This is a genomic window from Aeromonas sp. NJAU223 (assembly GCF_051125555.1).
Lineage (GTDB): Bacteria > Pseudomonadota > Gammaproteobacteria > Enterobacterales > Aeromonadaceae > Aeromonas > Aeromonas veronii_G.
In genome coordinates, this window is record NZ_CP144204.1 from 3363964 (window position 1) to 3389682 (window position 25719).

General features: G+C 59.3%; 26 protein-coding genes and 2 tRNA genes. 7 read left to right on the forward strand and 21 right to left on the reverse strand.

Features of this window, described 5'->3' with window-relative positions:
- Positions 1–17: 17 nt before the first annotated feature.
- Positions 18–944: a L,D-transpeptidase family protein gene (locus VZC39_RS15260; protein ID WP_349919155.1), complete on the reverse strand. Its 927-nt coding sequence runs from the start codon at positions 942–944 to the stop codon at positions 18–20.
- Positions 945–1397: 453 nt separating this feature from the next.
- On the opposite strand from VZC39_RS15260, the gene yegQ reads away from it, so the two are divergent.
- The gene (gene yegQ / locus VZC39_RS15265) at positions 1398–2762 is read left to right on the forward strand and encodes a tRNA 5-hydroxyuridine modification protein YegQ (RefSeq protein ID WP_349919156.1); all 1365 of its coding nucleotides are present in this window, start codon (positions 1398–1400) and stop codon (positions 2760–2762) included.
- Position 2763: 1 nt separating this feature from the next.
- Positions 2764–3012 (forward strand): YfhL family 4Fe-4S dicluster ferredoxin, encoded by a 249-nt coding sequence (locus tag VZC39_RS15270; protein WP_349919157.1) that lies wholly within the window; start codon positions 2764–2766, stop codon positions 3010–3012.
- A gap of 123 nt (positions 3013–3135) precedes the next feature.
- Here VZC39_RS15270 and VZC39_RS15275 read toward each other — a convergent pair whose 3' ends face one another.
- Complete coding sequence (locus VZC39_RS15275) at positions 3136–3528, reverse strand: DUF1090 domain-containing protein (protein WP_349919158.1); 393 nt, start codon at positions 3526–3528, stop codon at positions 3136–3138.
- Between the two features lie 162 nt (positions 3529–3690).
- On the opposite strand from VZC39_RS15275, the gene VZC39_RS15280 reads away from it, so the two are divergent.
- Positions 3691–4044 carry a DsrE/DsrF/TusD sulfur relay family protein gene (locus VZC39_RS15280; protein WP_349919159.1) on the forward strand — a complete coding sequence of 118 codons (354 nt, stop codon included), beginning with the start codon at positions 3691–3693 and terminating at the stop codon, positions 4042–4044.
- A 3-nt stretch (positions 4045–4047) separates the two neighbouring features.
- On the opposite strand, the gene VZC39_RS15285 is transcribed toward VZC39_RS15280, so the two are convergent.
- The 16 genes from VZC39_RS15285 to rlmE all read right to left on the reverse strand — a co-directional run bounded on the left by VZC39_RS15285 (position 4048) and on the right by rlmE (position 20905).
- Positions 4048–5259, reverse strand: coding sequence for an MDR family MFS transporter (locus tag VZC39_RS15285; RefSeq protein WP_434663676.1), 1212 nt, complete (start codon positions 5257–5259; stop codon positions 4048–4050).
- Positions 5260–5412: 153 nt separating this feature from the next.
- Positions 5413–7548 (reverse strand): polyribonucleotide nucleotidyltransferase, encoded by a 2136-nt coding sequence (gene pnp, locus VZC39_RS15290; RefSeq protein WP_434663679.1) that lies wholly within the window; start codon positions 7546–7548, stop codon positions 5413–5415.
- Between the two features lie 180 nt (positions 7549–7728).
- Positions 7729–7998 carry a 30S ribosomal protein S15 gene (gene rpsO, locus VZC39_RS15295; RefSeq protein ID WP_100861224.1) on the reverse strand — a complete coding sequence of 90 codons (270 nt, stop codon included), beginning with the start codon at positions 7996–7998 and terminating at the stop codon, positions 7729–7731.
- A 206-nt stretch (positions 7999–8204) separates the two neighbouring features.
- Complete coding sequence (gene truB / locus VZC39_RS15300) at positions 8205–9155, reverse strand: tRNA pseudouridine(55) synthase TruB (protein ID WP_349919162.1); 951 nt, start codon at positions 9153–9155, stop codon at positions 8205–8207.
- A gap of 1 nt (position 9156) precedes the next feature.
- Positions 9157–9591, reverse strand: a complete 435-nt coding sequence (rbfA, locus tag VZC39_RS15305; RefSeq protein WP_100861222.1) for a 30S ribosome-binding factor RbfA — start codon at positions 9589–9591, stop codon at positions 9157–9159.
- 55 nt (positions 9592–9646) lie between these two features.
- Positions 9647–12349: a translation initiation factor IF-2 gene (gene infB / locus VZC39_RS15310; RefSeq protein ID WP_349919164.1), complete on the reverse strand. Its 2703-nt coding sequence runs from the start codon at positions 12347–12349 to the stop codon at positions 9647–9649.
- Positions 12350–12369: 20 nt separating this feature from the next.
- Positions 12370–13872 (reverse strand): transcription termination factor NusA, encoded by a 1503-nt coding sequence (gene nusA, locus VZC39_RS15315; protein WP_349919165.1) that lies wholly within the window; start codon positions 13870–13872, stop codon positions 12370–12372.
- A gap of 14 nt (positions 13873–13886) precedes the next feature.
- Complete coding sequence (gene rimP, locus VZC39_RS15320; protein ID WP_349919167.1) at positions 13887–14345, reverse strand: ribosome maturation factor RimP; 459 nt, start codon at positions 14343–14345, stop codon at positions 13887–13889.
- A 166-nt stretch (positions 14346–14511) separates the two neighbouring features.
- A tRNA-Met gene (locus tag VZC39_RS15325) sits at positions 14512–14588 on the reverse strand.
- A 91-nt stretch (positions 14589–14679) separates the two neighbouring features.
- Positions 14680–14764, reverse strand: a tRNA-Leu gene (locus VZC39_RS15330).
- 9 nt (positions 14765–14773) lie between these two features.
- Positions 14774–15100, reverse strand: a complete 327-nt coding sequence (gene secG, locus VZC39_RS15335) for a preprotein translocase subunit SecG (protein ID WP_025326063.1) — start codon at positions 15098–15100, stop codon at positions 14774–14776.
- Entirely contained in the window at positions 15101–15865 is a 765-nt protein-coding gene (gene tpiA / locus VZC39_RS15340) for a triose-phosphate isomerase (RefSeq protein WP_349919168.1), read from the reverse strand. It abuts the gene before it with no gap.
- A 131-nt stretch (positions 15866–15996) separates the two neighbouring features.
- Positions 15997–17331 (reverse strand): phosphoglucosamine mutase, encoded by a 1335-nt coding sequence (gene glmM / locus VZC39_RS15345; protein WP_349919169.1) that lies wholly within the window; start codon positions 17329–17331, stop codon positions 15997–15999.
- Positions 17332–17348: 17 nt separating this feature from the next.
- Positions 17349–18194 carry a dihydropteroate synthase gene (folP, locus tag VZC39_RS15350; RefSeq protein ID WP_349919170.1) on the reverse strand — a complete coding sequence of 282 codons (846 nt, stop codon included), beginning with the start codon at positions 18192–18194 and terminating at the stop codon, positions 17349–17351.
- A gap of 83 nt (positions 18195–18277) precedes the next feature.
- The gene (ftsH, locus tag VZC39_RS15355; protein WP_349919172.1) at positions 18278–20230 is read right to left on the reverse strand and encodes an ATP-dependent zinc metalloprotease FtsH; all 1953 of its coding nucleotides are present in this window, start codon (positions 20228–20230) and stop codon (positions 18278–18280) included.
- A gap of 45 nt (positions 20231–20275) precedes the next feature.
- The gene (gene rlmE / locus VZC39_RS15360; protein ID WP_349919173.1) at positions 20276–20905 is read right to left on the reverse strand and encodes a 23S rRNA (uridine(2552)-2'-O)-methyltransferase RlmE; all 630 of its coding nucleotides are present in this window, start codon (positions 20903–20905) and stop codon (positions 20276–20278) included.
- A 97-nt stretch (positions 20906–21002) separates the two neighbouring features.
- On the opposite strand from rlmE, the gene yhbY reads away from it, so the two are divergent.
- Both yhbY and VZC39_RS15370 read left to right on the forward strand, forming a co-directional pair.
- Complete coding sequence (gene yhbY / locus VZC39_RS15365; RefSeq protein WP_349919174.1) at positions 21003–21299, forward strand: ribosome assembly RNA-binding protein YhbY; 297 nt, start codon at positions 21003–21005, stop codon at positions 21297–21299.
- Positions 21300–21407: 108 nt separating this feature from the next.
- Positions 21408–22001, forward strand: coding sequence for a PilZ domain-containing protein (locus tag VZC39_RS15370; RefSeq protein ID WP_349919176.1), 594 nt, complete (start codon positions 21408–21410; stop codon positions 21999–22001).
- Between the two features lie 51 nt (positions 22002–22052).
- Here VZC39_RS15370 and greA read toward each other — a convergent pair whose 3' ends face one another.
- The 3 genes from greA to pomA all read right to left on the reverse strand — a co-directional run bounded on the left by greA (position 22053) and on the right by pomA (position 24335).
- The gene (gene greA, locus VZC39_RS15375) at positions 22053–22529 is read right to left on the reverse strand and encodes a transcription elongation factor GreA (RefSeq protein WP_349919177.1); all 477 of its coding nucleotides are present in this window, start codon (positions 22527–22529) and stop codon (positions 22053–22055) included.
- A 133-nt stretch (positions 22530–22662) separates the two neighbouring features.
- Positions 22663–23568 (reverse strand): flagellar motor protein MotB, encoded by a 906-nt coding sequence (locus VZC39_RS15380; RefSeq protein ID WP_349919179.1) that lies wholly within the window; start codon positions 23566–23568, stop codon positions 22663–22665.
- 8 nt (positions 23569–23576) lie between these two features.
- On the reverse strand, positions 23577–24335 hold the full coding sequence (gene pomA / locus VZC39_RS15385) for a flagellar motor protein PomA (protein WP_349919181.1): 759 nt from the start codon (positions 24333–24335) through the stop codon (positions 23577–23579).
- 232 nt (positions 24336–24567) lie between these two features.
- On the opposite strand from pomA, the gene xseB reads away from it, so the two are divergent.
- Both xseB and ispA read left to right on the forward strand, forming a co-directional pair.
- Positions 24568–24819, forward strand: a complete 252-nt coding sequence (gene xseB / locus VZC39_RS15390; protein ID WP_349919182.1) for an exodeoxyribonuclease VII small subunit — start codon at positions 24568–24570, stop codon at positions 24817–24819.
- Positions 24820–25710 (forward strand): (2E,6E)-farnesyl diphosphate synthase, encoded by an 891-nt coding sequence (gene ispA / locus VZC39_RS15395; protein ID WP_349919184.1) that lies wholly within the window; start codon positions 24820–24822, stop codon positions 25708–25710.
- Positions 25711–25719: the final 9 nt, after the last annotated feature.

Here is a 25719-nt window from a genome sequence, read left to right on the forward strand (position 1 = left end):
TTAACTGCCTTGCCGGATCAGGCCTCGGGATTGAGGCGGGTCGGCAAGCCACTACGCTGTTCCAGTACCTGTTTGACCAGGTTGGAGTCGCTGTCGGCGTGAGCGATAAAGCGGGTGATGGCCGGGGTCATGGGGAGCGGCACGGAGGCGGTGGAGTTGAACTCCGCCTCGGTACGGGACAGGGGCTCATGCACTTCCATGTAACGACCGCCATCCGGCTCGACGGTGGATTTGACCGGCTGGTTCACGAACTGGACACGGGTACCGACCGGTACCTTGTCGAACAGGTACTTGATGTCATCGGCGCGCAGACGCACGCAGCCGCTGCTCACCCGCAGACCGATGCCGAAGGTGGCATTGGTGCCGTGGATGGCGTACAGGTTGCCGATGTAGAGGGCGTGCAGACCCATGGGGTTGTCCGGGCCGGCCGGCCAGACCGCGGGCAGGGTCTTGCCCTGGGCGGCGTAACGGCGACGGATGTTCTCGGTCGGGGTCCAGGTCGGGTTGGCGCGCTTGCGCTCCACCTTGGTGATCCAGTTCTCCGGGGTATTCACCCCCAGCTGGCCGATACCGATGGGCAGCACCTGCACCACGTTCTGACCTTTCGGGTAGTAGTAGAGACGCATCTCGGCCACGTTGATGACGATCCCTTCGCGGGGCGCATTCGGCAGGATCAGCTGATGGGGGATGATCAGCTTGCTGCCCGGGGTCGGCAGATAGGGATCCACGCCCGGGTTGGCTTCCATGATGTTGGTCAGGCCCAGCTGGAAGTCGGAGGCGATCTGCTCCAGCGGACGGTTGTCCGCAGGCACCACGTACTCCTGGTTTTCTCCGATCAGGCGGCTGTTGGCGGCGGGCAGCACGTATTCAACGGCGGCGGCCTGCTGGCTGACCAGGGTCAGAGTACAAAAAAGGGCCGAAGCGGCAATGCGAAGGGGATTCATAAAATTCCTGTGTAGTTCCTGTACCTGTGGGCCTGAGACCATGTTGTCCTCGGTGGGCCTGGCTGCGCGTTGCCTGCGCTCGAGACCAATCACCGAGCGCGCATTCTTTCCCGAGTCGGCCAAAATTTCAACTTGAAGCGGTGGCTTTTTCACGGAAAAGATCCATTCTCCAGTCAACTCTCGGTTACGCAGTGCCTTCGATACCCTAACATCGCCAGTCTGAGCGTAAAATGAACAGCAATGCCACCTTGAAATACCCGCTGAAATTGCATGATGGGCCGGTGACGAGTACAATCTCGCACCCTTTATATCGGGAGTATCGAACCATTTCGTGCTCCGGGTGAACCGTCATCGGAGGCTGTGCGTCGAGTCTGGTCGCGCAGTGCCGATGAACCTATACGACGCCATCAGGTGGCGCCGTCCTGATTTGCAATCAGATACGAAGAGTCCAACATGTTCAAACCAGAATTGCTCTCCCCCGCCGGGACCCTCAAGAATATGCGTTACGCCTACGCCTATGGTGCCGACGCCGTCTACGCGGGCCAGCCGCGCTACAGCCTGCGGGTGCGCAACAACGAATTCGATCACGAAAACCTGCAGCTTGGCATCAACGAGGCCCACGCCCTCGGCAAGCAGTTCTACGTGGTGGCCAACATCCAGCCCCACAACTCCAAGTTGAAGACCTTCATCCGCGACATGCGCCCCGTGGTGGACATGAAGCCGGATGCGCTGATCATGTCCGACCCCGGTCTCATCATGATGATGCGCGAAGCCTTCCCGGACATGCCCATCCACCTGTCGGTGCAGGCCAACGCGGTCAACTGGGCCACGGTGAAATTCTGGCATCAGATGGGGCTGACCCGCGCCATCCTCTCCCGCGAGCTCTCCCTGGACGAGATCGAAGAGATCCGCATGCAGGTGCCGGAGATGGAGCTGGAAGTCTTCGTCCACGGCGCCCTGTGCATGGCCTACTCCGGTCGCTGCCTGCTCTCCGGCTACATCAACAAGCGCGACCCCAACCAGGGCACCTGCACCAACTCCTGCCGCTGGGAGTACAAGGTGCACGAGGGCAAAGAGGACGAAGTGGGCCAGATCGTTCACCGTCAGGAGCCTATTGCCGTACAGAAGGTCGACCCGACCCTGGGGGCCGGCAAGCCCACCGACGCCCTGGTGCTGCTGGAGGAGTCCAACCGCCCCGGTGAGTTCATGACCGCGTTCGAGGACGAACACGGCACCTACATCATGAACTCCAAGGACCTGCGCGCCGTCGAGCACGTGGAGCGCCTGACCAAGATGGGGGTGCATTCGCTCAAGATCGAAGGCCGTACCAAATCTTTCTACTACTGCGCCCGCACCGCCCAGGTCTATCGCAAGGCCATCGATGATGCCGTCGCCGGTCGTCCGTTCGATCCGACCCTGATGGGCACCCTCGAGAACCTGGCCCACCGCGGCTACACCGAGGGCTTCCTGCGTCGCCACAACCACAGCGAGTACCAGAACTACGACTACGGCTACTCCGTCTCCGACACCCAGCAGTTTGTCGGCGAGATCACCGGTCGCAACGGTGACATGGTGGAAGTGGAGGTGAAGAACAAGTTCCTGGTGGGCAACAGCCTGGAGCTGATGACCCCGCAGGGCAACCTCAGCTTCAACCTGGAACAGATGCAGAACCGCAAGGGCGAGCTCATCGACACCGCGCCGGGCAACGGTCACGTGGTCTATGTACCGGTGCCCAAAGAGGTCGACATCAACTACGGCATCCTGCTGCGCAACCTCGGCGAGCGCCAGGACACCCGTCAGCCCCACTCGGCTGCCTGAGATGGCCCTGCTCATCACCAGCAAATGCATCAACTGTGACATGTGCGATCCCGAGTGCCCGAACCAGGCCATCACCCTGGGAGCCAAGATCTACGAGATAGATCCGGATCGCTGCACCGAATGCGTCGGTCACTATGAGAAGCCGACCTGTATCAGCGTCTGCCCCATCGACTGCATCATCTGGGATCCCGCCCATGTGGAGACGGAAGATCAGTTGCTGGACAAGTTCGTCCGGATGCACAGGCAGTAACGAGGCGGCAGATCCGCTGCCGGGCATCCGAGACAGGATGTTCTGGTACTCCTCACCAGGATCTGCAGTGTCACCATAGAAAAAGCCGGGCATGCCCGGCTTTTTCTATTGCGCTGCTCGCCCTCAGGGCTTGATCAATTTCTGCAACGCCTCGAGCTCACGCTGGCCTTCCAGCAGCTCAGCCTGGGATTCTTCCAGCTTGACCTGCTTCTTGGCGATCTTGTCCGGCTTGCCAGATACCCGCGCACTCTGCAGATCCGCCAGCCGCTCTTCCACTTCTTCTTTCTGATCCGCGACCTTCCGCTGCTGCTCCTCGACAAGCTTGGCATCGGTGCAGTGGGCCTCAATATTGCGCAGGGCCTGCTCAAGCCCGGCCACCTGATCGGCATTGTTGTGGGCCTTGGCGATCACGAGTTGCTCCGACACCGCCTGATGCTTGGCCTTGCAACCGATGTTTTCACTGCCATAGGCCTGTCCAGCCAACAGTAATATGCCAATCCCGGCAACTTTCAACATAACAACCTCATAGTGCTTTCATACTGGATGGCCGCCCATGAGACCTCACTCATGCCGTCAGGTCAAGTCAACCCCCTCTGGGTTACGACAGAGTTTTGCACCAGGTCATGCTGAGCGAATCCGTCTGACGCTACAATGAGGCTTTTCCCTGTGGAGAGACCCATGAAGCAGCAAGTCGTCATCATCGCCAACGGCGCCCCCTACGGCAGCGAATCCCTGTTCAACGCCCTGCGCCTGGGGATAGCCCTCAACGAGCAGGGCGGTGTCGTGCTGAAGCTGTTCCTGATGTCCGATGCCGTCAGCGCGGCGCTGGCAGGCCAGGCACCGGCCGAAGGTTACAACCTGCGCCAGATGCTGGAGATCCTGCTGGCACAGGGCACCCTCATCCGGCTGTGCAAGACCTGCACCGATGCCCGCGGCATCAGCCCCCTCCCCCTCATCGAGGGCATCGAGATAGGCACTCTGCCCCTGCTGGCCCAGTGGACCCTGGCAGCCGACAAGGTGCTGACCTTCTAACTTCTAGGTCTCGGCCCGGATCCGGGCCGCTCGCGGTGCCCTGGTGCCCCATCCATAGAGTTGCAGGATGGCCAGACAAAGCAGGGCCATCACACCGTAAAGCAAGCTGCCTCCCCAGTGGGTCAGGATCCAGCCCCCCAGCAGGGCCCCGATGGCGATCCCGAGTCCGGACATGGAGGCCGCCCCGAAGTAACTGCCCTTGAGGTGCTCCGGTGCCATCTGATCGACCAGCACGTTGAGCAGCGGGAAGAGAATGCACTCGCCGATGCTGAGCAGGATCACCGCCACCATCCAGTGCCACCAGATGGCGGTATCCCCGAGCGCGAATTGCAGCTGGGCACCGAGGAAGAAGGCCACCCCGAGCTGCAACCGCCGCTTGGTGGACCAGTTGGCCGTCAGGTGCAGCAGGGGGAATTGCAGTATCACTATGGTCAGCGCGTTGATCGCTACCAAGTAGCCGATGAGGTGTTCCACCTCCGGGGCTCCCGCCCGCGTCAGGTACTGGATAAGGGGTGACTCGAACTGGGCATAGACCAGCATCAGCAGCAGGTTGGCCAGGGTCAGCAACAGAAAGCCCCGATCCAGCCAGAGCACCCGCAGTACGGCACGCATGTCGGGGCCGGCCGCCCGGCTCGCCTGACAACCCGCCAACCGGAAACCGATGATGAAGATGAGACCGAGCAGCAGATAGCTGGCGCTGAGCAACAGGAAGGTCTCCTGGCGCGCACTCAGGCCATAGCTGACCCCGAGCAAGGGGCCGATGGCCGCCCCCAGGTTCAGCAAGAAATAGCGCAGATGCAGCGCCAGTTCCCGCGCCTTGGGCTCGGCCAGGCTATCGGCCATCAAGGCCTTGCCCGGCGAGTCGATGAGACCATAGGAGAGACCGCTGCCGATCACCCCGAACGCCAGCCAGAATACCTGATGGGAGAGCCCGAGCAGCGCGACGCTCAGGGCGGAGACCAGACAGCCGAACAGCAGGATGTTGCGCCGTCCCCATTTGTCCGACAGCCAGCCGCCATAGAAGCTGACCAGGGTGGAGAGCGCCGCCGTCGCCCCCAGGATGAGGCCTATCAGGGTCGCCGACAGACCGTAATCACGGTAGAGCAAGATGGAGAGGAAGGGCCAGACCATGAAGAAGGTGGTACGCACCATGAAGGTGCCCAGGATGACGATCCAGACCAGGGGAGTAAATTGCCTGAGATAGGCCCATGACATACTGCAATTCCTTTTGACAGCGAGGCGGGGAATCGTCCCTTATAACAAGTGGTGCCGAAAGGAACAATGCCCTTTGTCGGCGGAACACCACTGCGATGCCATGACGCATAAAAAAGCCGACCCTGGGGTCGGCTTTTTCACTCTGCATAGGCCTTATTCGGCGGCAGGTGCCTCGACGGCTTCGACAGCCGGTGCGGCGGCTTCGGTCGGTGCGTTCGCTTCCTTGATGGAGAGACGCACGCGACCCTGACGATCCACTTCCAGTACCTTCACCTTCACCACGTCACCGATCTTCAGGAAGTCGGCCACGTTCTGCACGCGGGCATCGGTGATCTGGGAGATGTGTACCAGACCGTCTTTACCCGGCAGGATGTTGACGAAGGCGCCGAAGTCGGCTAGACGCACGACCTTGCCTTCGTAGATGCGGTTCACTTCGATCTCGGCGGTGATGGCCTCGATGCGACGGATTGCTTCCTTGGCGGCATCGTTGTCAACGGCGGAGATGCGGACGGTACCGTCATCATCCAGCTCGATGTTGGTGCCGGTCTCTTCGGTCAGGGCGCGGATCACGGAACCACCCTTGCCGATCACGTCCTTGATCTTCTCAGGATTGATCTTGATGGTGTGGATGCGCGGGGCGAAATCGGAGATCTCGGCACGCGGCGCCTGGATGGCTTCGTCCATCACCTTCAGGATGTGCAGGCGAGCGCCACGGGCTTGCTTGAGGGCAATCTCCATGATCTCTTTGGTGATGCCTTCGATCTTGATATCCATCTGCAGGGCGGTCACACCCTCGGTGGTACCGGCAACCTTGAAGTCCATGTCACCCAGGTGGTCTTCGTCACCCAGGATGTCGGACAGCACGACGAAGCCCTCTTCTTCCTTCACCAGACCCATGGCGATACCGGCGACGGAGGCCTTGATCGGCACACCGGCATCCATCAGCGCCAGGGAGGAACCACAGACAGAAGCCATGGAGGAGGAACCGTTGGATTCGGTGATTTCAGAAACCACACGCACCACGTACGGGAACTCGGCGGCGCTCGGCATTACGGCAGCAACGCCGCGCTTGGCCAGACGGCCGTGACCGATTTCGCGACGCTTGGGGCTGCCCATCATGCCGGTCTCACCGACACAGTACGGCGGGAAGTTGTAGTGCAGCATGAAGCGGTCGGCACGGTGGCCGGACAGCTCGTCGATGTTCTGGGCGTCACGCTCGGTACCCAGGGTCGCAACCACGATGGCCTGAGTCTCACCACGGGTGAACAGGGCGGAACCGTGGGCGCGCGGCAGGATGCCGGTACCAACGGACAGGGCGCGGATCATCTCCGGATCGCGGCCATCGATGCGCGGCTCGCCACGGACCACACGGCCACGGACGATGCGGCTTTCCAGGCTGTGGAACTCTTCGCCGATCTTCTTGGCATCTTCTTCCACGCCGGAGGCGATGACTTGCTCGACCACACGGGCCTTGATGGCACCGATGGCTTCGTAGCGCACGGCCTTCTCGGTGATGCGGTAGGCTTCGCCCAGCTCGGCAGAGGCCAGTTCGGCCACCTTGGCTTTCAGGGCTTCGTTGACGGCAGGCGCAGTCCAGGCCCAGGGCTTGGTGCCGACTTCGGCGGCGAATTCGTTGATGGCGTTGATGACGGTCTGCATCTGATCGTGACCGTAGACAACGGCGCCCAGCATGGTCTCTTCAGACAGGATGGCCGCTTCGGATTCCACCATCAGCACCGCATTGGCGGTACCGGCAACCACCAGATCCAGATCGCTCTCTGGCAGTTCCTTGGTGGTCGGGTTCAGCACATACTGACCGTTCATGTAACCCACGCGGGCTGCGCCGATGGGACCGCCGAACGGGATGCCGGAGATGGCCAGGGCCGCGGAGGCACCGATCATGGCGACGATGTCCGGGGAAACCAGCGGATTCACGGACATGACGGTGGCAACCACCTGAACCTCATTGAGGAAGCCTTCCGGGAACAGCGGGCGAATAGGACGGTCGATCAGACGGGAGATCAGGGTCTCGCCTTCACTCGGACGACCTTCACGACGGAAGAAACCACCCGGGATACGACCAGCAGCATAGGTACGCTCCTGATAGTTGACGGTCAGCGGGAAGAAATCACGGCCGTGGTCGGCCTCTTTCTTGCCGACAACGGTCACAAATACGCAGGTATCGTCCATGCTGACCATGACGGCCGCAGTGGCTTGACGGGCCATCACACCGGTTTCCAGGGTAACGGTGTGTTGACCGTACTGGAATGACTTTACAATAGGATTCACGTGAATTTCCTTTTTACAATTTGGCGCTTTAAATTCGCGTGCAAGTATACTTGATTCGAATCAAAAGGTAAGCGGAGAGACAAATTCTGTGAGGCAGGCAACGGCTTGCGGCACCTGAAAATCAGGCAAGAAAAAAGGGGAACCCTGAGGTTCCCCTTTTTCGCGAAATCTGATGGTCGATTAACGACGCAGACCCAGCTTGGCGATCAGAGCAGCGTAACGCTGAACGTCTTTACGCTTCAGGTAGTCCAGCAGCTTACGACGCTGGGAAACCATGCGCAGCAGACCGCGACGACCGTGGTGATCCTTCGCGTGCTCCTTGAAGTGACCTTGCAGATGGTTGATCTGGGCAGTCAGCAGGGCAACCTGCACTTCGGGGGAGCCAGTGTCGTTGGCAGCGCGGGCGTTGTCAGCAACGATGGAAGCTTTGATCTCAGCATTTAGAGACATGGTATTACTCCAGTAGAGAGTTTAAAGGTTCACAGCCGATCTCTAATTCAGCCATGAAATGAGGGCGGTATCATAATCGCACCCGCTCGCTTTCGCAACGAGAAAGCGCGGCAAGCAGCAAGATGGATGCCTGCCAGCCGCCGATACCGCCTGAACCCGGTTCACGGCCTGTCGTCAGACCCTGAACCGGTGTTGAGGGTCAAGAATCACTCTTCGTCGTGGTAGCGCACCAGACGCTTGGGCGCCACGCGACCGTCGTCGTCGATTTCACCCACTCCGATGAACTCGCGCTCCGGACCCACCGTCATGCGGACCTGACCGCTCTGCGGCGCGCCTGCGACCTGCACGGCCTGGCCCTGGTTCACATAGGCGGCAACCGCGGCCAGCATGTTCACCTCGGGCAGGGACGCCACGGCGGTATCCATCGGCAGCAGCAGGGGATCGAGCTGTTCACGCGGAGGAATGCTCTCGGTCTTGGCCTGCTCGAAGATGCACTCGAGCTGATCCAGGGTCAGCATCCGATCATAGGGATAGGTTGCAACCTGGGTACGGCGCAACTGGGTGACGTGCGCGCCACAACCCAGCACCTCGCCAAGGTCATCCACCAGGGAGCGGATGTAGGTCCCCTTGCTGCAATGCACCTCGAGGCGCACCTCATCCCCTTCGAAGCTCAGCAACTTGAGCTCGAAGACGGTGATGGGGCGGGCTTCGCGCTCGATCTCGATGCCTTCACGGGCGTACTCGTAGAGCGGACGACCGTTGTGCTTGAGCGCGGAATACATGGACGGCACCTGCATGATGGGGCCGCGGAACTGGTCCAGCGCCTCGATCAGGGTACCCACGGCCACGTTCACCGGACGAGTGGAGACCACTTCGCCGTCGGAGTCGCTGGTGTTGGTGCGCTCGCCGAGCTTGGCAGTCACCTCATAGCGCTTGTCCGCCTCCAGCAGATACTGGGAGAACTTGGTCGCCTCACCCAGGCAGATCGGCAGCATGCCGGTCGCCAGGGGGTCCAGGGCACCGGTGTGGCCGGCCTTGGCGGCATTGTAGATGCGCTTGACCTTCTGCAACACATCGTTGGAGGTCAGGCCGGTGGGTTTGTCCAGCAGCAGGATACCGTGTACGTCACGGCCCTTGAAACGACGTCTTCGAGACATCTCAGGCTTTGTCCTCAGTAGTATCATCCGGTGCGGCTTCGTCTTCGTCACGGCCGGCTTCGGTCATGCGACGCTTGTCTTCACGCACAGTGTTGGTCACCAGGTTGGAGAGGCGCATCCCCTCGACCAGGGTCTGGTCGTAGTAGAAACGCAGCTCCGGCACCACCCGCAGACGCATGGCGCTGCCCAGCAGGCTGCGGATGTAGCCGGCGGCTTCGGTCAGGCCCTTGAGCCCTTCCGCGATGCGCTCGGCGTCATTCTCCAGCTGCAGGAAGGTGACGTAAATCTTGGCATAGTTCAGGTCCTTGGACACTTCCACATCGGAAACGGTCACCATGCCGATACGCGGGTCTTTCACCTCGCGCTGCAGGATCAGCGCGATTTCACGCTGGATCTGCTGCCCGACCCGACGGGTCCGGCTGAATTCTCTGGCCATATTCTATCCTGCGATAAAAGGGGGCCGTGGCCCCCTATTTTGATTCACGCTCGGCTTACAGAGTCCGCTGGATTTCAACGGTCTCGTAAACTTCGATCTGGTCGCCTTCGCGTACGTCGTTGTAGTTCTTGACCGCGATACCACACTCGTAACCGTTGCGGACCTCGTTGACGTCATCCTTGAAGCGACGCAGGGATTCCAGCTCGCCTTCATAGATAACCACGTTGTCACGCAGAACGCGAATACGGTTGGAACGCTTGACCACACCCTCGGTGACCATACAGCCGGCAACGGCGCCGAACTTCGGTGACTTAAAGACGCTACGCACTTCAGCCAGACCGATGATCTCCTGACGATACTCAGGGGCCAGCATGCCGCTCATGGCCTGCTTCACTTCGTCGATCAGGTCATAGATGACGGAGTAGTAACGCAGATCCAGGCTCTCGGCATCGATGACCTTGCGCGCGGAGGCGTCGGCACGAACGTTGAAGCCCACCAGGATGGCGCTGGAAGCGGCAGCCAGGGTCGCGTCGGTTTCGGTGATACCACCCACGCCGGAGCCCACGATCTTGACCTTGACCTCGTCGGTGGAGAGCTTGACCAGCGCATCGCAGATCGCTTCCACGGAACCCTGCACGTCGGCCTTGATCACCACGTTCACTTCGGACACTTCGCCCTCGGTCATGTTGGCGAACATGTTCTCCAGCTTGGCCTTCTGCTGGCGAGCCAGCTTGACTTCGCGGAACTTGCCCTGACGATAGAGCGCCACTTCACGGGCTTTCTTCTCGTCACGCACGACGGTGGCTTCGTCACCGGCAGAGGGAACGCCGGACAGGCCGAGGATTTCCACCGGCAGGGACGGACCCGCTTCCTTGATCTCGCGACCCAGTTCGTCACGCATGGCGCGGACACGACCGTATTCCAGACCGCACAAGACGATGTCGCCCTGGCGCAGGGTACCTTCTTGTACCAGTACGGTGGCAACCGGACCACGACCCTTGTCCAGGAAGGACTCGATAACGACGCCGTTGGCCATGCCATCGAACACCGCTTTCAGCTCCAGAACTTCGGCCTGGATCAGGATGGCTTCCAGCAGCTCATCGATGCCCTCGCCAGACTTGGCGGAGACATGGACGAACTGGCAATCGCCACCCCAGTCTTCAGACATGACGTTGTAACGGGCCAGCTCGGTCTTGACGCGATCCGGATCTGCTTCCGGCTTGTCGATCTTGTTGACCGCGACCACCAGGGGCACACCGGCCGCCTTGGCGTGCTGGATGGCTTCGATGGTCTGCGGCATGACGCCGTCATCGGCTGCCACGACCAGTACCACGATATCGGTCGCCTGGGCACCACGAGCACGCATGGAGGTAAAGGCTGCGTGACCCGGAGTATCCAGGAAGGTGATCATGCCGCTTTCGGTTTCGACGTGATAAGCACCGATATGCTGGGTAATGCCACCGGCTTCCCCTGCGGCGACCTTGGCTTTGCGGATGTAATCCAGCAGCGAGGTCTTGCCGTGGTCAACGTGACCCATGATGGTCACGACCGGCGCGCGCGGCTTGGCTTCGGAGGTCTCGTCACGATCGGACAGTACCGCCTCTTCCAGCTCGTTCTCACGGCGCAGCACCACCTTGTGGCCCATCTCCTCGGCAACCAGCTGAGCGGTTTCCTGGTCGATGACCTGGTTGATGGTGGCCATGGCACCCATCTTCATCATCACCTTGATGACTTCGACGCCCTTGACGGCCATCTTGTTGGCCAGCTCGGCCACAGTGATGGTTTCACCGATCACCACGTCGCGGTTCACCACGGCAGCCGGCTTGTTGAAGCCGTGCTTCATGGCGTTGGGCATGGCAACCTTGCCACGCTTGCCCTTGCGAGCGCGCGGGTCACGGGAGTTGCGATCGTTACGATCGTCGTCACGGCGACCGACTTTCTTCGGTCCCTTGGCGGCGGCGGCGGTACGACGGCTGGTCTCTTCTTTGCGATCCAACTCATCCTCAGCCGCTTGCGCGTGCTTGTTGGTGGTCAGATGGTAGTCGCTGCTCTCTTTGGCACGAGCGGCTTCTTCCTCGGCCCAACGGCCGGCATTCTGTTCCGCCATGATGCGAGCCTCTTCGGCTTTCTTGGCGGCGAGTTCTTCAGCCTTGGTCAAGGCTGCCTGTTCTTGCTGGCGCTTCAGTTCTTCTGCTTCGCGCTTGGCCATCTTTTCTGCCTCTTGCTGAGCTGTGCTAACGGCTGCTTTGACGGGCTGTTGAGCCCGTCCGGCCTTCTGTTGTGCCTCGATCCGCGCCTTTTCCTCAGCTTCACGACGAGCCTGCTCAGCCTCACGGCGAGCCTTCTCCTCAGCCTCGCGACGAGCCTTCTCTTCGGCCTCGTGGCGAGCTTTTTCTTCTGCTTCCAAACGCGCTTTTTCCTCGGCTTCCGCCTGACGCTGTTCATCTTCCAGCGCCGAGCGTTTTACATAGGTGCGAGTCTTGCGTACTTCTACCTGCACTTCTTTGTTCTTGCCGCCAGTCCCCTGAACACTCAGGGTGCTCTTGGTCTTGCGCTGCAAGGTCATGCGGGCAGGCGCGGTGATCTCGTCACCTCCATGCTGTTTCTTCAGATGAGCCAGCAGAGTCTGTTTCTCAGACTCGCTGATCATGTCGTCGGCCTTGCTCTTAACGATACCGGCATCGGCGAACTGCTGGAGAAGACGATCAACCGGCGTGTCGATGTCACTGGCAAGTTGTTTGACTGATACTTCTGCCATTCATTTTCCTCCGTTTGATCTTAACTAGACTGCTCTTCTCCGAACCAACAGATATTGCGAGCAGCCATAATCAACTCACCTGCCTTCTCGGCGGTCAGCTCTTCAATGTCGGCAAGGTCATCAATACCTTGCTCTGCCAAATCTTCCAGGGTACCCACACCGCGAGCCGCCAGGGCATAGGCCAGATCACGGCTCAGGCCGGCCAGATTGAGCAGGTCTTCGGACGGCTCGACGCCTTCGAAGGACTCTTCTTTGGCCAGGGCCTTGGTGGTCAACACATCCTTGGCACGCTTGCGCAGCTCTTCGACCATGTCTTCATCCAGACCGTCGATGGCCAGCAGCTCGTTGACCGGGACGAAGGCGATCTCTTCCAGAGTGGAGAAACCTTCTTCCATCAGCAGGCTGGCGAAATCGTCGTCGATGTCGAGAGCGCTGGTGAACAGGGTCAGGATGCGATCGTTCTCGGCCTGGTGCTTGGCACGCATGTCCTCGACGGTCATGACGTTCAGCTCCCAACCGGTCAGCTGGGAGGCCAGACGCACGTTCTGACCGTTGCGACCGATGGCCTGGGCCAGGTTCGCGGCTTCCACGGCGATGTCCATGGTGTGGTTGTCTTCATCGACGATGATGGAGGCCACATCGGCAGGCGCCATGGCATTGATCACGTATTGAGCGGGGTTGTCATCGTACAGCACGATGTCGGCACGCTCACCGCTCAGCTCGGCAGAGACGGCTTGCACGCGGGCACCGCGCATGCCGATGCAGGCGCCGATCGGGTCGATGCGACGATCGTTGGTCTTGACCGCGATCTTGGCGCGGGAACCCGGGTCACGGGCGGCGCCCATGATTTCGATCATCTCTTCACCGATCTCCGGCACTTCGATGCGGAACAGCTCTTTGAGGAAGTCCGGGCTGGAACGGCTGACGAACAGCTGGGAGCCACGGGCCTCCGGGCGGACGGCATAGAGCAGACCACGGATGCGGTCGCCCGGACGGAAAGTCTCGCGCGGCAGCATGTCGTCACGGAAGATCACCGCCTCGGCATTGCTGCCCAAGTCCAGGATCACGTTGTCACGGTTGCTCTTCTTGACCACACCGCTGATGATGGTGCCTTCCTTGTCCTTGAACTGGTCAACGACTTGGGAGCGCTCGGCTTCGCGCACTTTCTGCACGATGACCTGCTTGGCGGTCTGGGTGGTGATACGGTCGAAGGTGACAGAGTCAATCTGGTCTTCTACGTACTCGCCGATCTGGATTTCCGGCTGCTCAATCTGAGCGGCTTCCAGGGTGATCTCGGCGTAGGGGTTCTCCATCGCGGCCTGATCGGCGATGACGACCCAACGGCGATAGGTGTCGTAGTCACCGGTCTTGCGATCGATCTCGACGCGAACTTCAATCTCGCCTTCGTACTTTTTCTTGGTCGCAGTCGCCAGCGCCGTCTCCAGAGCCTGGAAAATCTTCTCACGGGGAACCGCTTTCTCGTTGGACACAGCGTCAACGACCAGCAAAATCTCTTTATTCATATCCGATAGCCTCGTTAACCAAAGTTCGGCACTATGTTCGCTTTTTGGATATTGGTGAAAGCCAACACCTCGTCCTTACCATCTACCGTCAGGGTGATCATGTCCCCCTGCACAGCTTTGATTACGCCTTTGAACTTGCGGCGGTTGTTTGTTGCCATCCGAAGCGAAACCGCCGCCTCTTGGCCAACGTATTTTTCGAACTGGGTGACCTTGAACAGCGGGCGATCCAGACCGGGAGAAGAAACCTCAAGGTAGTACTCCTCGGTGATGGGATCTTCAACGTCCATGATGGCACCTACCTGGTGGCTCACCTCGGCACAGTTTTCAACCGTCACGCCTTGTTCGCTGTCGATGAAAACGCGCAGGGTCGAGTGTTTACCCGCACGGATAAACTCGACACCCCACAATTCGAAACCCAAGGCAACGACAGGAGCCTCGAGCAGATCGGTCAAACGTTGTTCCAACGTAGCCAAAGTCACCCTCCGAAAAACAAAAAAAGGGCATATAGCCCAGATAGAGATCGATTCAGAGTAAATTGCACATAACAAAAAGCCCCGATGTCAAATCGGGGCTTGGCGCGTTACCCTGATTGTCGCCTCGCAGCGACCGCCTTCCTGAGCGTAGGAAATGCGTGAAATTTGGTTGCGGGGGCCGGATTTGAACCGACGACCTTCGGGTTATGAGCCCGACGAGCTACCATGCTGCTCCACCCCGCGTCCGAAATCGTGCGAGATTATAGCCACTTCATTCTCGTCACACAAGACTGACTGGCTATAACACCCCGGTTACCCGGGTTCACTGCTTAATTGGTGCCGTGGGCGGGACTCGAACCCGCACACCCTAGAGCACTACCCCCTCAAGATAGCGTGTCTACCAATTCCACCACCACGGCAAAAACTCTTTATTCAGGAACGTCAGTATCTTTCTTCACTGGCGCTTTGGTCTGCTCAACTTGTTGAGTCTGTTGCAGATTTTCCCACTCGCTACCCTGTTTTACCTTGTTGCTGGACATGGATCCGAGCACCAGGCTAATCAAAAAGAACAGAGTCGCCAAAATTGCAGTTGTGCGGGTCAGGAAACTGCCTGAACCACCGGAGCCGAATACTGTATTCGATGCCCCTGCGCCGAAGGAGGCGCCCATATCAGCCCCTTTACCTTGCTGAATCATCACCAGGCCAATCAGGGCCAGCGATACCAGCAGATAAACGACTAAAAGAATTTCGTACATTTAACTTGCACCCTTTGCCGCTTCAACGATTCCTAAAAACGCCTTGTCATCGAGACTCGCTCCGCCGATCAGACCACCGTCTATATCAGTCTGGGCAAACAAATCTCGTGCATTGGCCGGTGTCACGCTCCCACCATAGATGATTCTGACTTTCTCACCTATTACCGGAGTATCCTCCGCCAAGCGACCGCGTATAAAGGAATGAACCTCTTGTGCCTGCTCGGGTGTGGCGCATTTACCTGTACCTACAGCCCAAATCGGCTCGTAGGCGATGATAGCATTATCGAAAGCCATCGCGCCATTTTTCTCTATGACGATATCCAGCTCTTCGGCGATCACCTCGAAGGTTCTTCTCGCCTGCCTCGCCGCACCCGACTCCCCCAAACAGAGGATGGGGATCAAGCCTGCTGCTCTGGCTGCCGCAAACTTCTCCGCGACGATAAAACTGGTCTCACCAAAGAGACGCCTGCGCTCGGAATGCCCTACCAATGCGTAGCGACATCCTGCCTCAATCAACATCTCACACGAGACTTCACCCGTATAAGCGCCCCACTGGTGCTGACTCACATTCTGAGCCCCCAACCTCATTACCTTCTGCTCATTGAGCAGTGCAGCTGTGAAGTCGAGATGCACATGGGATGGACACAAGACCACGTCTACTTCTTCATCCATGCCTTGAAGGCACTGACTCGTAAACTGCTCTAACTGCGACCTACTACCGTGCAACTTCCAATTGGCTGCTACAAACGGCTTGCGATGTCCCATCGGCAACTCCCTTGCGAAAGCGGGGCTGATAATATCCAGAGGATGCTCAGCTGACAAGTGCTATTTTCAAATTTTCGAATCGTTTGAACAAGATACGAACAGGGCGACTAAAAAGCCGCCCTTAATGCTCATTAAAACGCCGATTCGACCTGTTTGGCGATGCGATTCGCCATATCCAGAACCTGCTGCTCGTGCTCACCTTCCACCATCACCCGGATCAGGGGCTCGGTGCCGGATTTACGCAGCAAGACACGACCACGACCAGCCAGTTCCTGTTCCACCTTGGCCACTTCCTGCTGCACGGCGTCGGCCGTCAGCGGATCCTTGCCTTCGGCAAAACGTACATTGACCAGCACCTGCGGGAACTTGCTCATGCCGGAGCGCAACTTGGCCAGCGGCATTTCGGCGGTGCAGATCGCAGTGAGTACCTGCAGTGCCGCGACGATACCGTCGCCGGTGGTGGTCTGATCCAGGCAGATGATGTGACCGGAGTTTTCGCCGCCAATCCGCCAGCCCTTCTCGTTCATCATCTCCAGCACGTAGCGGTCGCCCACCTTGGCACGGGCGAAGGGGATGCCGAGGGTTTGCAGTGCCAGCTCCAACCCCATGTTGGCCATCAGGGTACCAACTACGCCGCCCTTGAGGCGGCCGTTGCGCAGGGCATCGCGAGCGATGATGTAGAGGATCTCGTCCCCGTCGATGATGTAGCCGGTGTTGTCCACCATCACCAGGCGGTCACCGTCACCGTCGAAGGCGACGCCGAGATCGGCCTTGCATTCCAGCACCTTGGCAGCCAACGCCTCGGGAGCGGTGGAGCCGACACCGTTATTGATATTCAGACCATCCGGGCTGCAACCGATGGCGATCACCTCGGCCCCCAGCTCACGAAACACGGAGGGAGCGATGTGATAGGTGGCACCATGGCCGCAATCCACCACCATCTTCAACCCTTCCAGGCTCAGGTGGCTGGGGAAGGTGCTCTTGCAGAACTCGATGTAGCGACCGGCGGCATCGTCGATGCGCTGGGCCTTGCCGAGCTCGGCCGACTCCACGCACTTGAGTTCGTGATCCAGCTCGGCCTCGATGGCAAGCTCGACGTCATCGGGCAGCTTGGTGCCGTCGGCGGAGAAGAACTTGATGCCGTTGTCGTAATAGGGATTATGGGAGGCGCTGATGACGATACCGGCCTCGGCACGGAAGGTACGAGTCAGATAGGCTACCGCCGGAGTGGGCATGGGCCCCATCAAGATCGCCTTGAGACCGGCGGCGGAGAGTCCAGCCTCCAGCGCCGATTCCAGCATGTAACCGGAGATGCGGGTGTCCTTACCGATCAGCACCTTCTTGGTGCCCTTCTTGGAGAGCACCTTGCCGGCAGCCCAACCCAGCTTCATCACGAAATCCGGGGTAATGGGGTATTCACCCACCTTGCCGCGCACGCCATCGGTGCCGAAGTACTTTCTGGTCATTGTCTGTTCTCTTTTTCTTATTTGGATACGAAATCTTGTCCCGTCATGGTCATCCAGCCCACGCGCAGCGCGTCCATGGTGGCGCGTACGTCGTGTACCCGGATGATCCTGGCACCCTGTTGCAACCCGATAAGGGCACAGGCCAAACTGCCCGCCAGCCGTTCATCGACCGGGCAGCCGAGCAGATTGCCTATCATAGACTTTCGCGACATACCCACCAAGAGCGGCAGATTGTAATCGAGCAACTTGTGCTGATCCGCCAGCAGTTGATAGTTGTGGGCCAGCGTCTTGCCAAAACCGTAACCAGGGTCCAGCAGCAGATGCTCGCGTCTGATCCCCGCCGACAGACAGGCGGCGATGCGCTCGTCAAAAAAAGCCCTCACCTCCCCCAGCAGATCATCATAGTGAGGTTCGGCCTGCATGGTGCGCGGCTGCCCCTGCATATGCATGAGACAGACGGGCACATCAGCCTCCGCTGCCGCAACCAGGGCTCCCGGCTCCAGCAAGGCTCGTACGTCATTGATGAGGTGTGCCCCTGCGGCGCAGCCCTCTCTCATCACCACGGCCTTGGAGGTATCAAGGGAGATCATCACCTCCAGCTCTTGCACTATCCGCTCGACCACGGGGATCACCCGGTCCAGCTCCTCCTGGTCAGTCACATCGGGTGCGCCTGGGCGAGTCGATTCACCGCCGATATCGATGATGGTCGCCCCCTCCGCCATCATCTGGCGCACACGGCTCAGGGCCAGCTCCACCTGATTGAAACGACCACCATCGGAGAAGGAATCCGGTGTCACGTTGAGGATCCCCATCACATGGGGACGCTCGAGGGAAAGACTGCACCCTTTGCTGCTCAATTGCATCTTCACTTCCATCTGCTGAGAAAATCACGCATGTCCGTATAAAGAAAAACCCCGGGCAAGCCCGGGGTTTGGATGATCACGACTTATTTGGCTGGCACGTCGTTCGCCTTGTCGATGTCAGTCAGCGGAGCGCTGCTGTCATCGGCCTGAGCTTTCGCTTCCGGCTCGCTGCTCACGCTGGCGCCACCTTGCGGGGTATCACCGTGTTCATCGTGCCAGTTGCTGGGAGCACGGACCTCGCGACGGGCCATCAGATCGTCGATCTGCTTGGCATCGATGGTCTCGTACTTCATCAGCGCATCTTTCATGGTGTGCAGTACGTCCATGTTGTCCAGCAGGATCTGCTTGGCACGGTCGTAGTTGCGATCGATGACCTGCTTGACCTCCGCATCGATGATGCGAGCGGTGTCGTCGGACATGTGCTTGGCCTTGGCCATGCTGCGACCGAGGAAGACTTCACCGTCCTCTTCCGCATAGAGCATGGGCCCCAGACGCTCGGACATGCCCCACTGGGTGACCATCTTGCGAGCGATGTCGGTGGCACGTTCGATGTCGTTGGACGCGCCGGTCGATACCTTCTCGGCACCGTAGATCAACTCTTCCGCCAGACGGCCGCCGTACAGGCTGGAGATCATGGACTCCAGATGCTGCTTGGAGTGGCTCCAGCGATCCTGCTCGGGCAGGTACATGGTCACACCCAGCGCACGACCACGCGGGATGATGGAGACCTTGTAGACGGGATCGTGATCCGGGACGACGCGACCAATGATGGCGTGACCCGCCTCGTGGTAAGCCGTCATCTCCTTCTCGGACTCCTTCATCACCATGGAGCGACGTTCCGCCCCCATCATGATCTTGTCCTTGGCCTTCTCGAACTCGCTCATGGAGACGACACGACGGCTCTCACGGGCAGAGAACAGGGCGGCTTCGTTGACCAGGTTGGCCAGATCAGCGCCAGAGAAGCCCGGGGTACCGCGAGCGATCAGGGCCGCATTGACGTCATCCGCCAAGGGAACCTTGCGCATATGCACCTTCAGGATCTGCTCACGACCACGGACATCCGGCAGACCGACCACGACCTGACGGTCGAAACGGCCCGGACGCAGCAGTGCAGGGTCCAGTACATCGGGACGGTTGGTCGCGGCGATAACGATGACGCCTTCGTTGCCTTCGAAGCCATCCATCTCGACCAGCATCTGGTTCAGGGTCTGCTCACGCTCATCGTGACCACCGCCGAGACCGGCGCCACGCTGGCGACCGACCGCATCGATCTCATCGATGAAGATGATGCAGGGAGAGGATTTCTTGGCCTGCTCGAACATGTCGCGCACCCGGGAAGCACCCACACCCACGAACATCTCGACGAAATCGGAGCCGGAGATGGTGAAGAAAGGCACCTTGGCTTCACCCGCTATGGCCTTGGCCAGCAGGGTCTTACCGGTACCGGGCGGGCCGACCAGCAGCACGCCGGTGGGGATCTTGCCACCCAGCTTCTGGAATTTGGTCGGATCACGAAGATAGTCGACCAGCTCCTTCACCTCTTCCTTGGCTTCGTCACAACCGGCGACGTCGACGAAGGTGGTCTTGATCTGATCTTCGCTCATCAGGCGAGCCTTGCTCTTGCCGAACGACATGGCACCCTTGCCACCGCCACCCTGCATCTGACGCATGAAGAAGACCCAGACACCGATCAGCAACAGCATCGGGAACCAGGAGATGAGAATGGACGTGATCAGAGACGGCTCTTCCGGCTTCTCACCCACGACTTTGACGTTGTGGTTGAGCATATCGTTGAGCAATTGGGGATCCGGCGCCGGGATGATGGTCGTGAAACGTTCACCGGTGCGCTTGACGCCATTAATGACCTTGCCATCCATCCGCACTTCACGGATCTGCTCTTGGGTCACTTCTTTAACGAAGCTGGAATAGTCCAGCTGGCGACTGTTGGTATCGCTGGGGCTGAAGCTATTGAACACCGACATCAACACGACGGCGATGACCAGCCACAGGATTAGGTTTTTCGCCATGTCACTCAAATCAATGACCTCGCAGACTGACAGTTAACGATGAGGGTTAGGGTACTACAGTTTAAAACCGGTAGCCACAATGTAGACTTCTCGTGAACGGGCACGGGACGAGTCGGGTTTTCGAATCTTGACGGCAGTAAAAAGTTTACGGATTTCATTGAGATAGGCATCAAATCCCTCTCCCTGGAACACCTTGACCACGAAACTGCCGTTGGTGCGCAGCACCTGGTTGCACATGTCCAGCGCCAGTTCGACCAGATACATGGAACGGGCCTGGTCGACCTGCTGGGTGCCACTCATGTTGGGAGCCATATCGGACATCACCACATCCACCTTGTTCGGGCCTACACGTTCCAGCAAGGCGCCGAGTACAGTTTCCTCCCGAAAGTCCCCTTGCAGGAAATCGACACCGGCGATGGAATCCATCGGCAGAATGTCACAAGCGATCACTCGTCCGTTGTCACCCACCTGATCGATGGCGAACTGGGACCAGCCACCGGGGGCCGCCCCGAGATCCACCACCGTCATACCCGACTTGAGCAGCCTGTCCTTGCCCTGGATCTCGTCAATCTTGAACACGGCGCGGGAACGCAGTCCCAATTTCTGGGCTTTTTTGACGTATTGATCGTCAAAATGCTCTTTTAACCAGCGGGTTGAACTCGGGGAATGCTTTTTCTGGGTCATGATTGTCGACTTTAAAAAACCACAAGGGCTATTAGTATTAAGGGCTAAGTGGGGGTAGAATACGCCCCTTTCAACCCTGACTTATGAAGAAATTGCCATGATTCTCAACAATAAACAGAGACAGTACCTCAAGGGCCTCGCCCACAGCCTGAAGCCGGTCGTCCTGCTGGGACAACACGGTCTGACCGAAGGGGTGCTGGCCGAGATCGATCTGGCCCTGGCCCACCACGAACTGATCAAGGTTAAGGTTGCGTCTGAAGATCGTGAGATGAAACAGCTGGTGATGGACGCCATCGTCCGTGAGACCGGCGCCACCAAGGTACAGAGCATGGGCCACGTGCTGACCATCTACCGTCAGGCCACCGAACCCAAGATCCAATTACCGCGCAAGTAACAGGAAAGAGCATTCGCTCTTTCCTTCATTTCTTTCCCTTCTTCCCAAGTCGCTTGCCAAAATAGTCATCAGGCCCTTAACCTGCGATGAATACTTGCGGATACCTCTATGGACAAGCAACCAATCCTCACCGATGAGGAGCTGACCATGCTGCGGGAGCTGGGAAACGCCGAGGAGATGGCCACCGGCCAGTTCCTGCGGGGTTACCTGAACCCTCCCCTGCAAAGCCTGCTGCAACGTGCCGACGCCCTGGTGCTCGAAGCCCGCATCGCCGGCCATCAGTTGCGCTTCCCTCTCTACAACACCGAGCAGGAGGAGGGCCACGGCGAACTGCGCATCGCAGCCCCGGCCATTTCCGAGCTGGGCCATGCTCATCTGCGCCCCTGGCGCCTCGATGTCAGCGCCAGCTTGCAGACGGCGGATGGAACCTATGAAGTTCCCAGCCTCTCGGTGGGTGGCCTCATCGCAACGGGATTGCCCCCAACCCTTGGCAGGGGCAATACGTTCGACGGGATCCTGCTGATCGAAAGCCTTCTCCCTCTGCCAATCACCGCCACCCTGATAAGACCCATCAGGTCCCATCGACCGGGACAGGATTGGGCGCTGCAGTACCAACTAGGTCAGGTAGACAGGGAGCGACTGCGGGACTGGATCTTCCTGCGCCACCAGGATGCCTTCACCCGGGAATATCAGGCGGAGTGAATGCAAACAGGGGAGCCGGGCTCCCCTGTTTCGTCAGTCACATCCCTTAGTTTAGAGATATTCGACTGCCAGGATCTCGTACTCCACGTCACCCGCAGGGGTCTTGACGATGGCCACGTCGTCCACTTCCTTGCCGATCAGGGCACGGGCGATGGGAGAGTTCACGGAGATCATGTTCTGTTTGATGTCCGCCTCGTCATCACCCACGATGCGGTACACCACTTCCTCTTCCGTCTCGCTTTTCAGCAAGGTCACGGTCGCACCAAAAATGACGCGGCCATTGTTGGCGATCTTGGTGATGTCGATCACCTGGGCATTGGAGAGCTTGCCTTCAATCTCCTGAATGCGGCCTTCACAGAAACCCTGTTGTTCACGAGCGGCATGGTATTCGGCGTTTTCTTTCAGATCACCATGCTCACGGGCCTCAGCGATCGCTTCGATAATCTGGGGACGCAGCTCGCTCTTCAGATAGTCGAGCTCTTGGCGCAGCTTCTCGGCGCCGCGAACAGTCATCGGAGTATGATTCATAGTCGAAACCTGGGTTGCTTTATAAAGAGAAGCTGCGGCAATCAAAGAGAGCCGCAGCTATCGGTTCGGATGGGGCATCTTAATATGAAGCTGCCACAAAATCCATGGAAGCCCCTGAGAGCGGGATCGCGCTTTAGGGGGAAACCGGCCCGCCTTCCGACACGCCGATGGGAGCCGAGACGGTCGGCTTGCCCTGCATGATGGAGATCTCCACCCGTCGGTTCATGCGCCTGTTCTCCGGGCTGTTGTTGGGCACCAGCGGCTGGGAATCCGCCATGCCCTGCACCACCAGTCGGTTGGAATCAAACCCCGGCACCTTGATCATCTGGTGGGCCACCGCCACTGCGCGCTGGGAAGACAACTCCCAGTTGGACTGGAACAGTTCGTCCTGGGTGGCCACATCATCGGTATGACCGGAGACGGTGATCTCCCCCGGCACATCCTTGAGCAGCGCAGCCACCTTGCGGATCACCGGCCAGAACTGGGGCTGAAGGAAGGCAGAGCCAGCAGGAAATGCCGCCTTTTCACGTATGCGAATGATGATCTGCTGCCCCAACGCCTCTATCTCGATGGCGCCGTCCTGGATCTGGGCCTGCATCTGCTCGGCCAGGGATTTCGCCAGGGCGTTGGACTGCTCCTGCGCCTTCTGGGCCTGATGGGCGCTGTCGCCCCCCGTCAGGTTGCCGTCCGTCTTGTCCTTGCCGCCGGCCTGATCCGAGTCGCCGGGCTGGAATTCCAGCTCGGTCTGGGTCAGATCGATGGTCTGCTGCATGATGGTATCGATAGGGGTCGGCTCGGGCCGCCCAGGCCTGAACTCCTGCGCGATGACGGAGGTGCCCTTGGGGATGTCCTTCACCTCCAGGATGTTCTGCACCCCAAACGCCTTCTCCATGGATCCCGCTATCTGCTTGAACTTCTGCACATCCATCTCGGCAAAGGAGAGCAAGAGCACGAAGAAGCACATCAGCAGCGACATCAGATCGGCGAAGGTGCCCATGTAGCCGGGCAGACCGGGAGGCGGACACTTGCACTTTGACATGACGGCTCCTACTCGATCCCGTTATTGCGCTTGGACTGGTGCAGGTAGTTTTGCAGCATGGCCTGGATCACCCGCGGATTCTGACCGTCCTGGATCCCCATGATGGCGTCCAGGATCAGGGTACGGCTCAGCCGCTCCTCGCCGCTGCGCAGTTCCAGCTTGTCGGCGATGGGAATGGCGATCATGTTGGCCTCGATGGCGCCATAGAGGGTGGTCAGCAAGGCCACCGCCATGGCCGGACCGATGGACTTGGGATCGCTCATGTTGGCCAGCATGGCCACCAGCCCCACCAGGGTACCTATCATGCCCATGGCCGGCCCCAGATCCCCGAGGGAGCGAAACACCTTGATGGCGGTGACATGACGTTCAGAGGTCAGGTCGATGTCCTTTTCCATCACGGCCCGCACCACATCGGCGTCGTGACCATCCACCAGCATGTCGATGCCCTTCTTCATGAAGGCATTGGGGATCTCCGCCGCCTCCAGGGCCAGGAAACCGCCCTTGCGCGCGGCATCGGCCAGTTCGACAGCCTTGGCGATGAGGTCATCAAGCTTGTCCCCCTTATACATGAAGGCTTTGCCCGCCACCTTGAAGGCCATGAAAAACTGGTTGAGGTTGAACTTCATCATGCAGATGAACAGGGAGCCCAATATGGTGATATAGACCGACGGCATATCCACATACATGGTCACCGGACCGCCCAACAACATGCCATAGATGACGACGCCAAAGCCCAGCACTATGCCTATCAGACTGCCTAAATCCACGTCCCTACTCCTGTCATCTAAGTTGCCATTTTTTATACTGCGTTGAATTTTCTGCTATTGCGCCGCGAGCAGCAAGCCCGATACAAGGCAATAACCATCAGGCAATCACTGGATGCCAGTCCCAGCTTATCGGCCAACCGCGCGATAGTTTGAGCACTCTGCGCTTTTCTGCCTCCCCCCGCTGCCCGGTCGATGTTAAGATGAGCCGTTTTTTCAATCCCCGAGGATGGACATGGCCAGTAAAAAAATCGACCGCCTGAGTTTTGACGCCACCCTGGAAGAGCTGGAAACCATAGTGCATCAGCTCGAACAAGGCTCACTCCCCCTCGAGGAGGCACTCAAGCAGTTTGAACAAGGCATTCACCTGGTACGGGCTGGCCAGCAGAAGCTGGAGCAGGCCGAACAGAAAATCCAGATCCTGCTGACCCAGGCCGACGGCAGCGAACAGGCGGTTCCCTTCGCCCCTGAGCAAGGAGAGGAGTGAGTGACCCTGGACGACTTCACCCGCCTGCACCGCCAGCGCATCGACGACTGTCTCTCGGCGCAGCTTGACGCCCTTCCCCCCATGGCCCCCCGTCTGCGGGATGCCATGAAATACGGGCTGCTGCTCGGTGGCAAACGGGTGCGTCCCTTCCTGGTCTATGCCGTGGGCGAGATGCTGGGCGTTCCGAGTGAGCGACTCGACGGCCCCGCCGCCGCGGTGGAGTGCATCCACGCCTACTCCCTGCTGCACGACGACCTGCCCGCCATGGATGACGACGATCTGCGTCGCGGCCAACCGACGGTACACAAGGCTTTTGATGAAGGCACCGCCATCCTGGCGGGAGATGCCCTGCAGACCCTGGCGTTTTCCATCCTGGCCGACCACCCCCTTCCCGAGACGCTGCTGGCCAACCGGGTACGGATGCTGAGCACCCTGGCCCGTGCTTCCGGCTACCTCGGCATGTGCGGTGGTCAGGCACTGGATCTGGAAGCCGAGAGCCGCCGGGTCAGCCTCGCCGAACTCGAACAGGTGCATCGTCACAAGACCGGCGCCCTCATCGAATGCGCCGTCACCCTGGGTGCCCTGTGCAAGGAAGATGTCGCGCCACAGACCCTGGCCGCCCTGCAATCCTATGCGGCCGCCATCGGTCTCGCCTTCCAGGTGCAGGATGACATCCTCGACATCACCGGCGATACCGCGACCCTGGGCAAGCCGCAAGGCTCGGATCTGGCGCTGGAAAAGAGTACCTATCCGGCCCTGCTCGGACTCGACAATGCCCGTGAGCTGGCTCGCGAACTGCATGACAAGGCCTTAACAGCCCTGCAATCCTTGCCCTACAATACCGACATTCTGGAAGCGTTTGCCGATTACATCATCGAGCGAACCCACTAAACGCTGGAT

Excerpts from the sequence above, each read along its gene's own strand:
- VZC39_RS15260 (WP_349919155.1), bottom strand. The coding sequence starts at position 944 with ATGAATCCCCTTCGCATTGCCGCTTCGGCCCTTTTTTGTACTCTGACC.
- VZC39_RS15370 (WP_349919176.1), top strand. The coding sequence starts at position 21,408 with ATGGACAAGCAACCAATCCTCACCGATGAGGAGCTGACCATGCTGCGG.
- rlmE (WP_349919173.1), bottom strand. The coding sequence starts at position 20,905 with ATGACCCAGAAAAAGCATTCCCCGAGTTCAACCCGCTGGTTAAAAGAG.
- VZC39_RS15380 (WP_349919179.1), bottom strand. The coding sequence starts at position 23,568 with ATGTCAAAGTGCAAGTGTCCGCCTCCCGGTCTGCCCGGCTACATGGGC.
- VZC39_RS15285 (WP_434663676.1), bottom strand. The coding sequence starts at position 5,259 with ATGTCATGGGCCTATCTCAGGCAATTTACTCCCCTGGTCTGGATCGTC.
- VZC39_RS15270 (WP_349919157.1), top strand. The coding sequence starts at position 2,764 with ATGGCCCTGCTCATCACCAGCAAATGCATCAACTGTGACATGTGCGAT.
- rpsO (WP_100861224.1), bottom strand. The coding sequence starts at position 7,998 with ATGTCTCTAAATGCTGAGATCAAAGCTTCCATCGTTGCTGACAACGCC.
- tpiA (WP_349919168.1), bottom strand. The coding sequence starts at position 15,865 with ATGGGACATCGCAAGCCGTTTGTAGCAGCCAATTGGAAGTTGCACGGT.
- truB (WP_349919162.1), bottom strand. The coding sequence starts at position 9,155 with ATGTCTCGAAGACGTCGTTTCAAGGGCCGTGACGTACACGGTATCCTG.
- rbfA (WP_100861222.1), bottom strand. The coding sequence starts at position 9,591 with ATGGCCAGAGAATTCAGCCGGACCCGTCGGGTCGGGCAGCAGATCCAG.
- secG (WP_025326063.1), bottom strand. The coding sequence starts at position 15,100 with ATGTACGAAATTCTTTTAGTCGTTTATCTGCTGGTATCGCTGGCCCTG.
- greA (WP_349919177.1), bottom strand. The coding sequence starts at position 22,529 with ATGAATCATACTCCGATGACTGTTCGCGGCGCCGAGAAGCTGCGCCAA.
- yegQ (WP_349919156.1), top strand. The coding sequence starts at position 1,398 with ATGTTCAAACCAGAATTGCTCTCCCCCGCCGGGACCCTCAAGAATATG.
- folP (WP_349919170.1), bottom strand. The coding sequence starts at position 18,194 with ATGCAATTGAGCAGCAAAGGGTGCAGTCTTTCCCTCGAGCGTCCCCAT.
- glmM (WP_349919169.1), bottom strand. The coding sequence starts at position 17,331 with ATGACCAGAAAGTACTTCGGCACCGATGGCGTGCGCGGCAAGGTGGGT.
- yhbY (WP_349919174.1), top strand. The coding sequence starts at position 21,003 with ATGATTCTCAACAATAAACAGAGACAGTACCTCAAGGGCCTCGCCCAC.
- VZC39_RS15280 (WP_349919159.1), top strand. The coding sequence starts at position 3,691 with ATGAAGCAGCAAGTCGTCATCATCGCCAACGGCGCCCCCTACGGCAGC.
- nusA (WP_349919165.1), bottom strand. The coding sequence starts at position 13,872 with ATGAATAAAGAGATTTTGCTGGTCGTTGACGCTGTGTCCAACGAGAAA.
- xseB (WP_349919182.1), top strand. The coding sequence starts at position 24,568 with ATGGCCAGTAAAAAAATCGACCGCCTGAGTTTTGACGCCACCCTGGAA.
- VZC39_RS15275 (WP_349919158.1), bottom strand. The coding sequence starts at position 3,528 with ATGTTGAAAGTTGCCGGGATTGGCATATTACTGTTGGCTGGACAGGCC.
- infB (WP_349919164.1), bottom strand. The coding sequence starts at position 12,349 with ATGGCAGAAGTATCAGTCAAACAACTTGCCAGTGACATCGACACGCCG.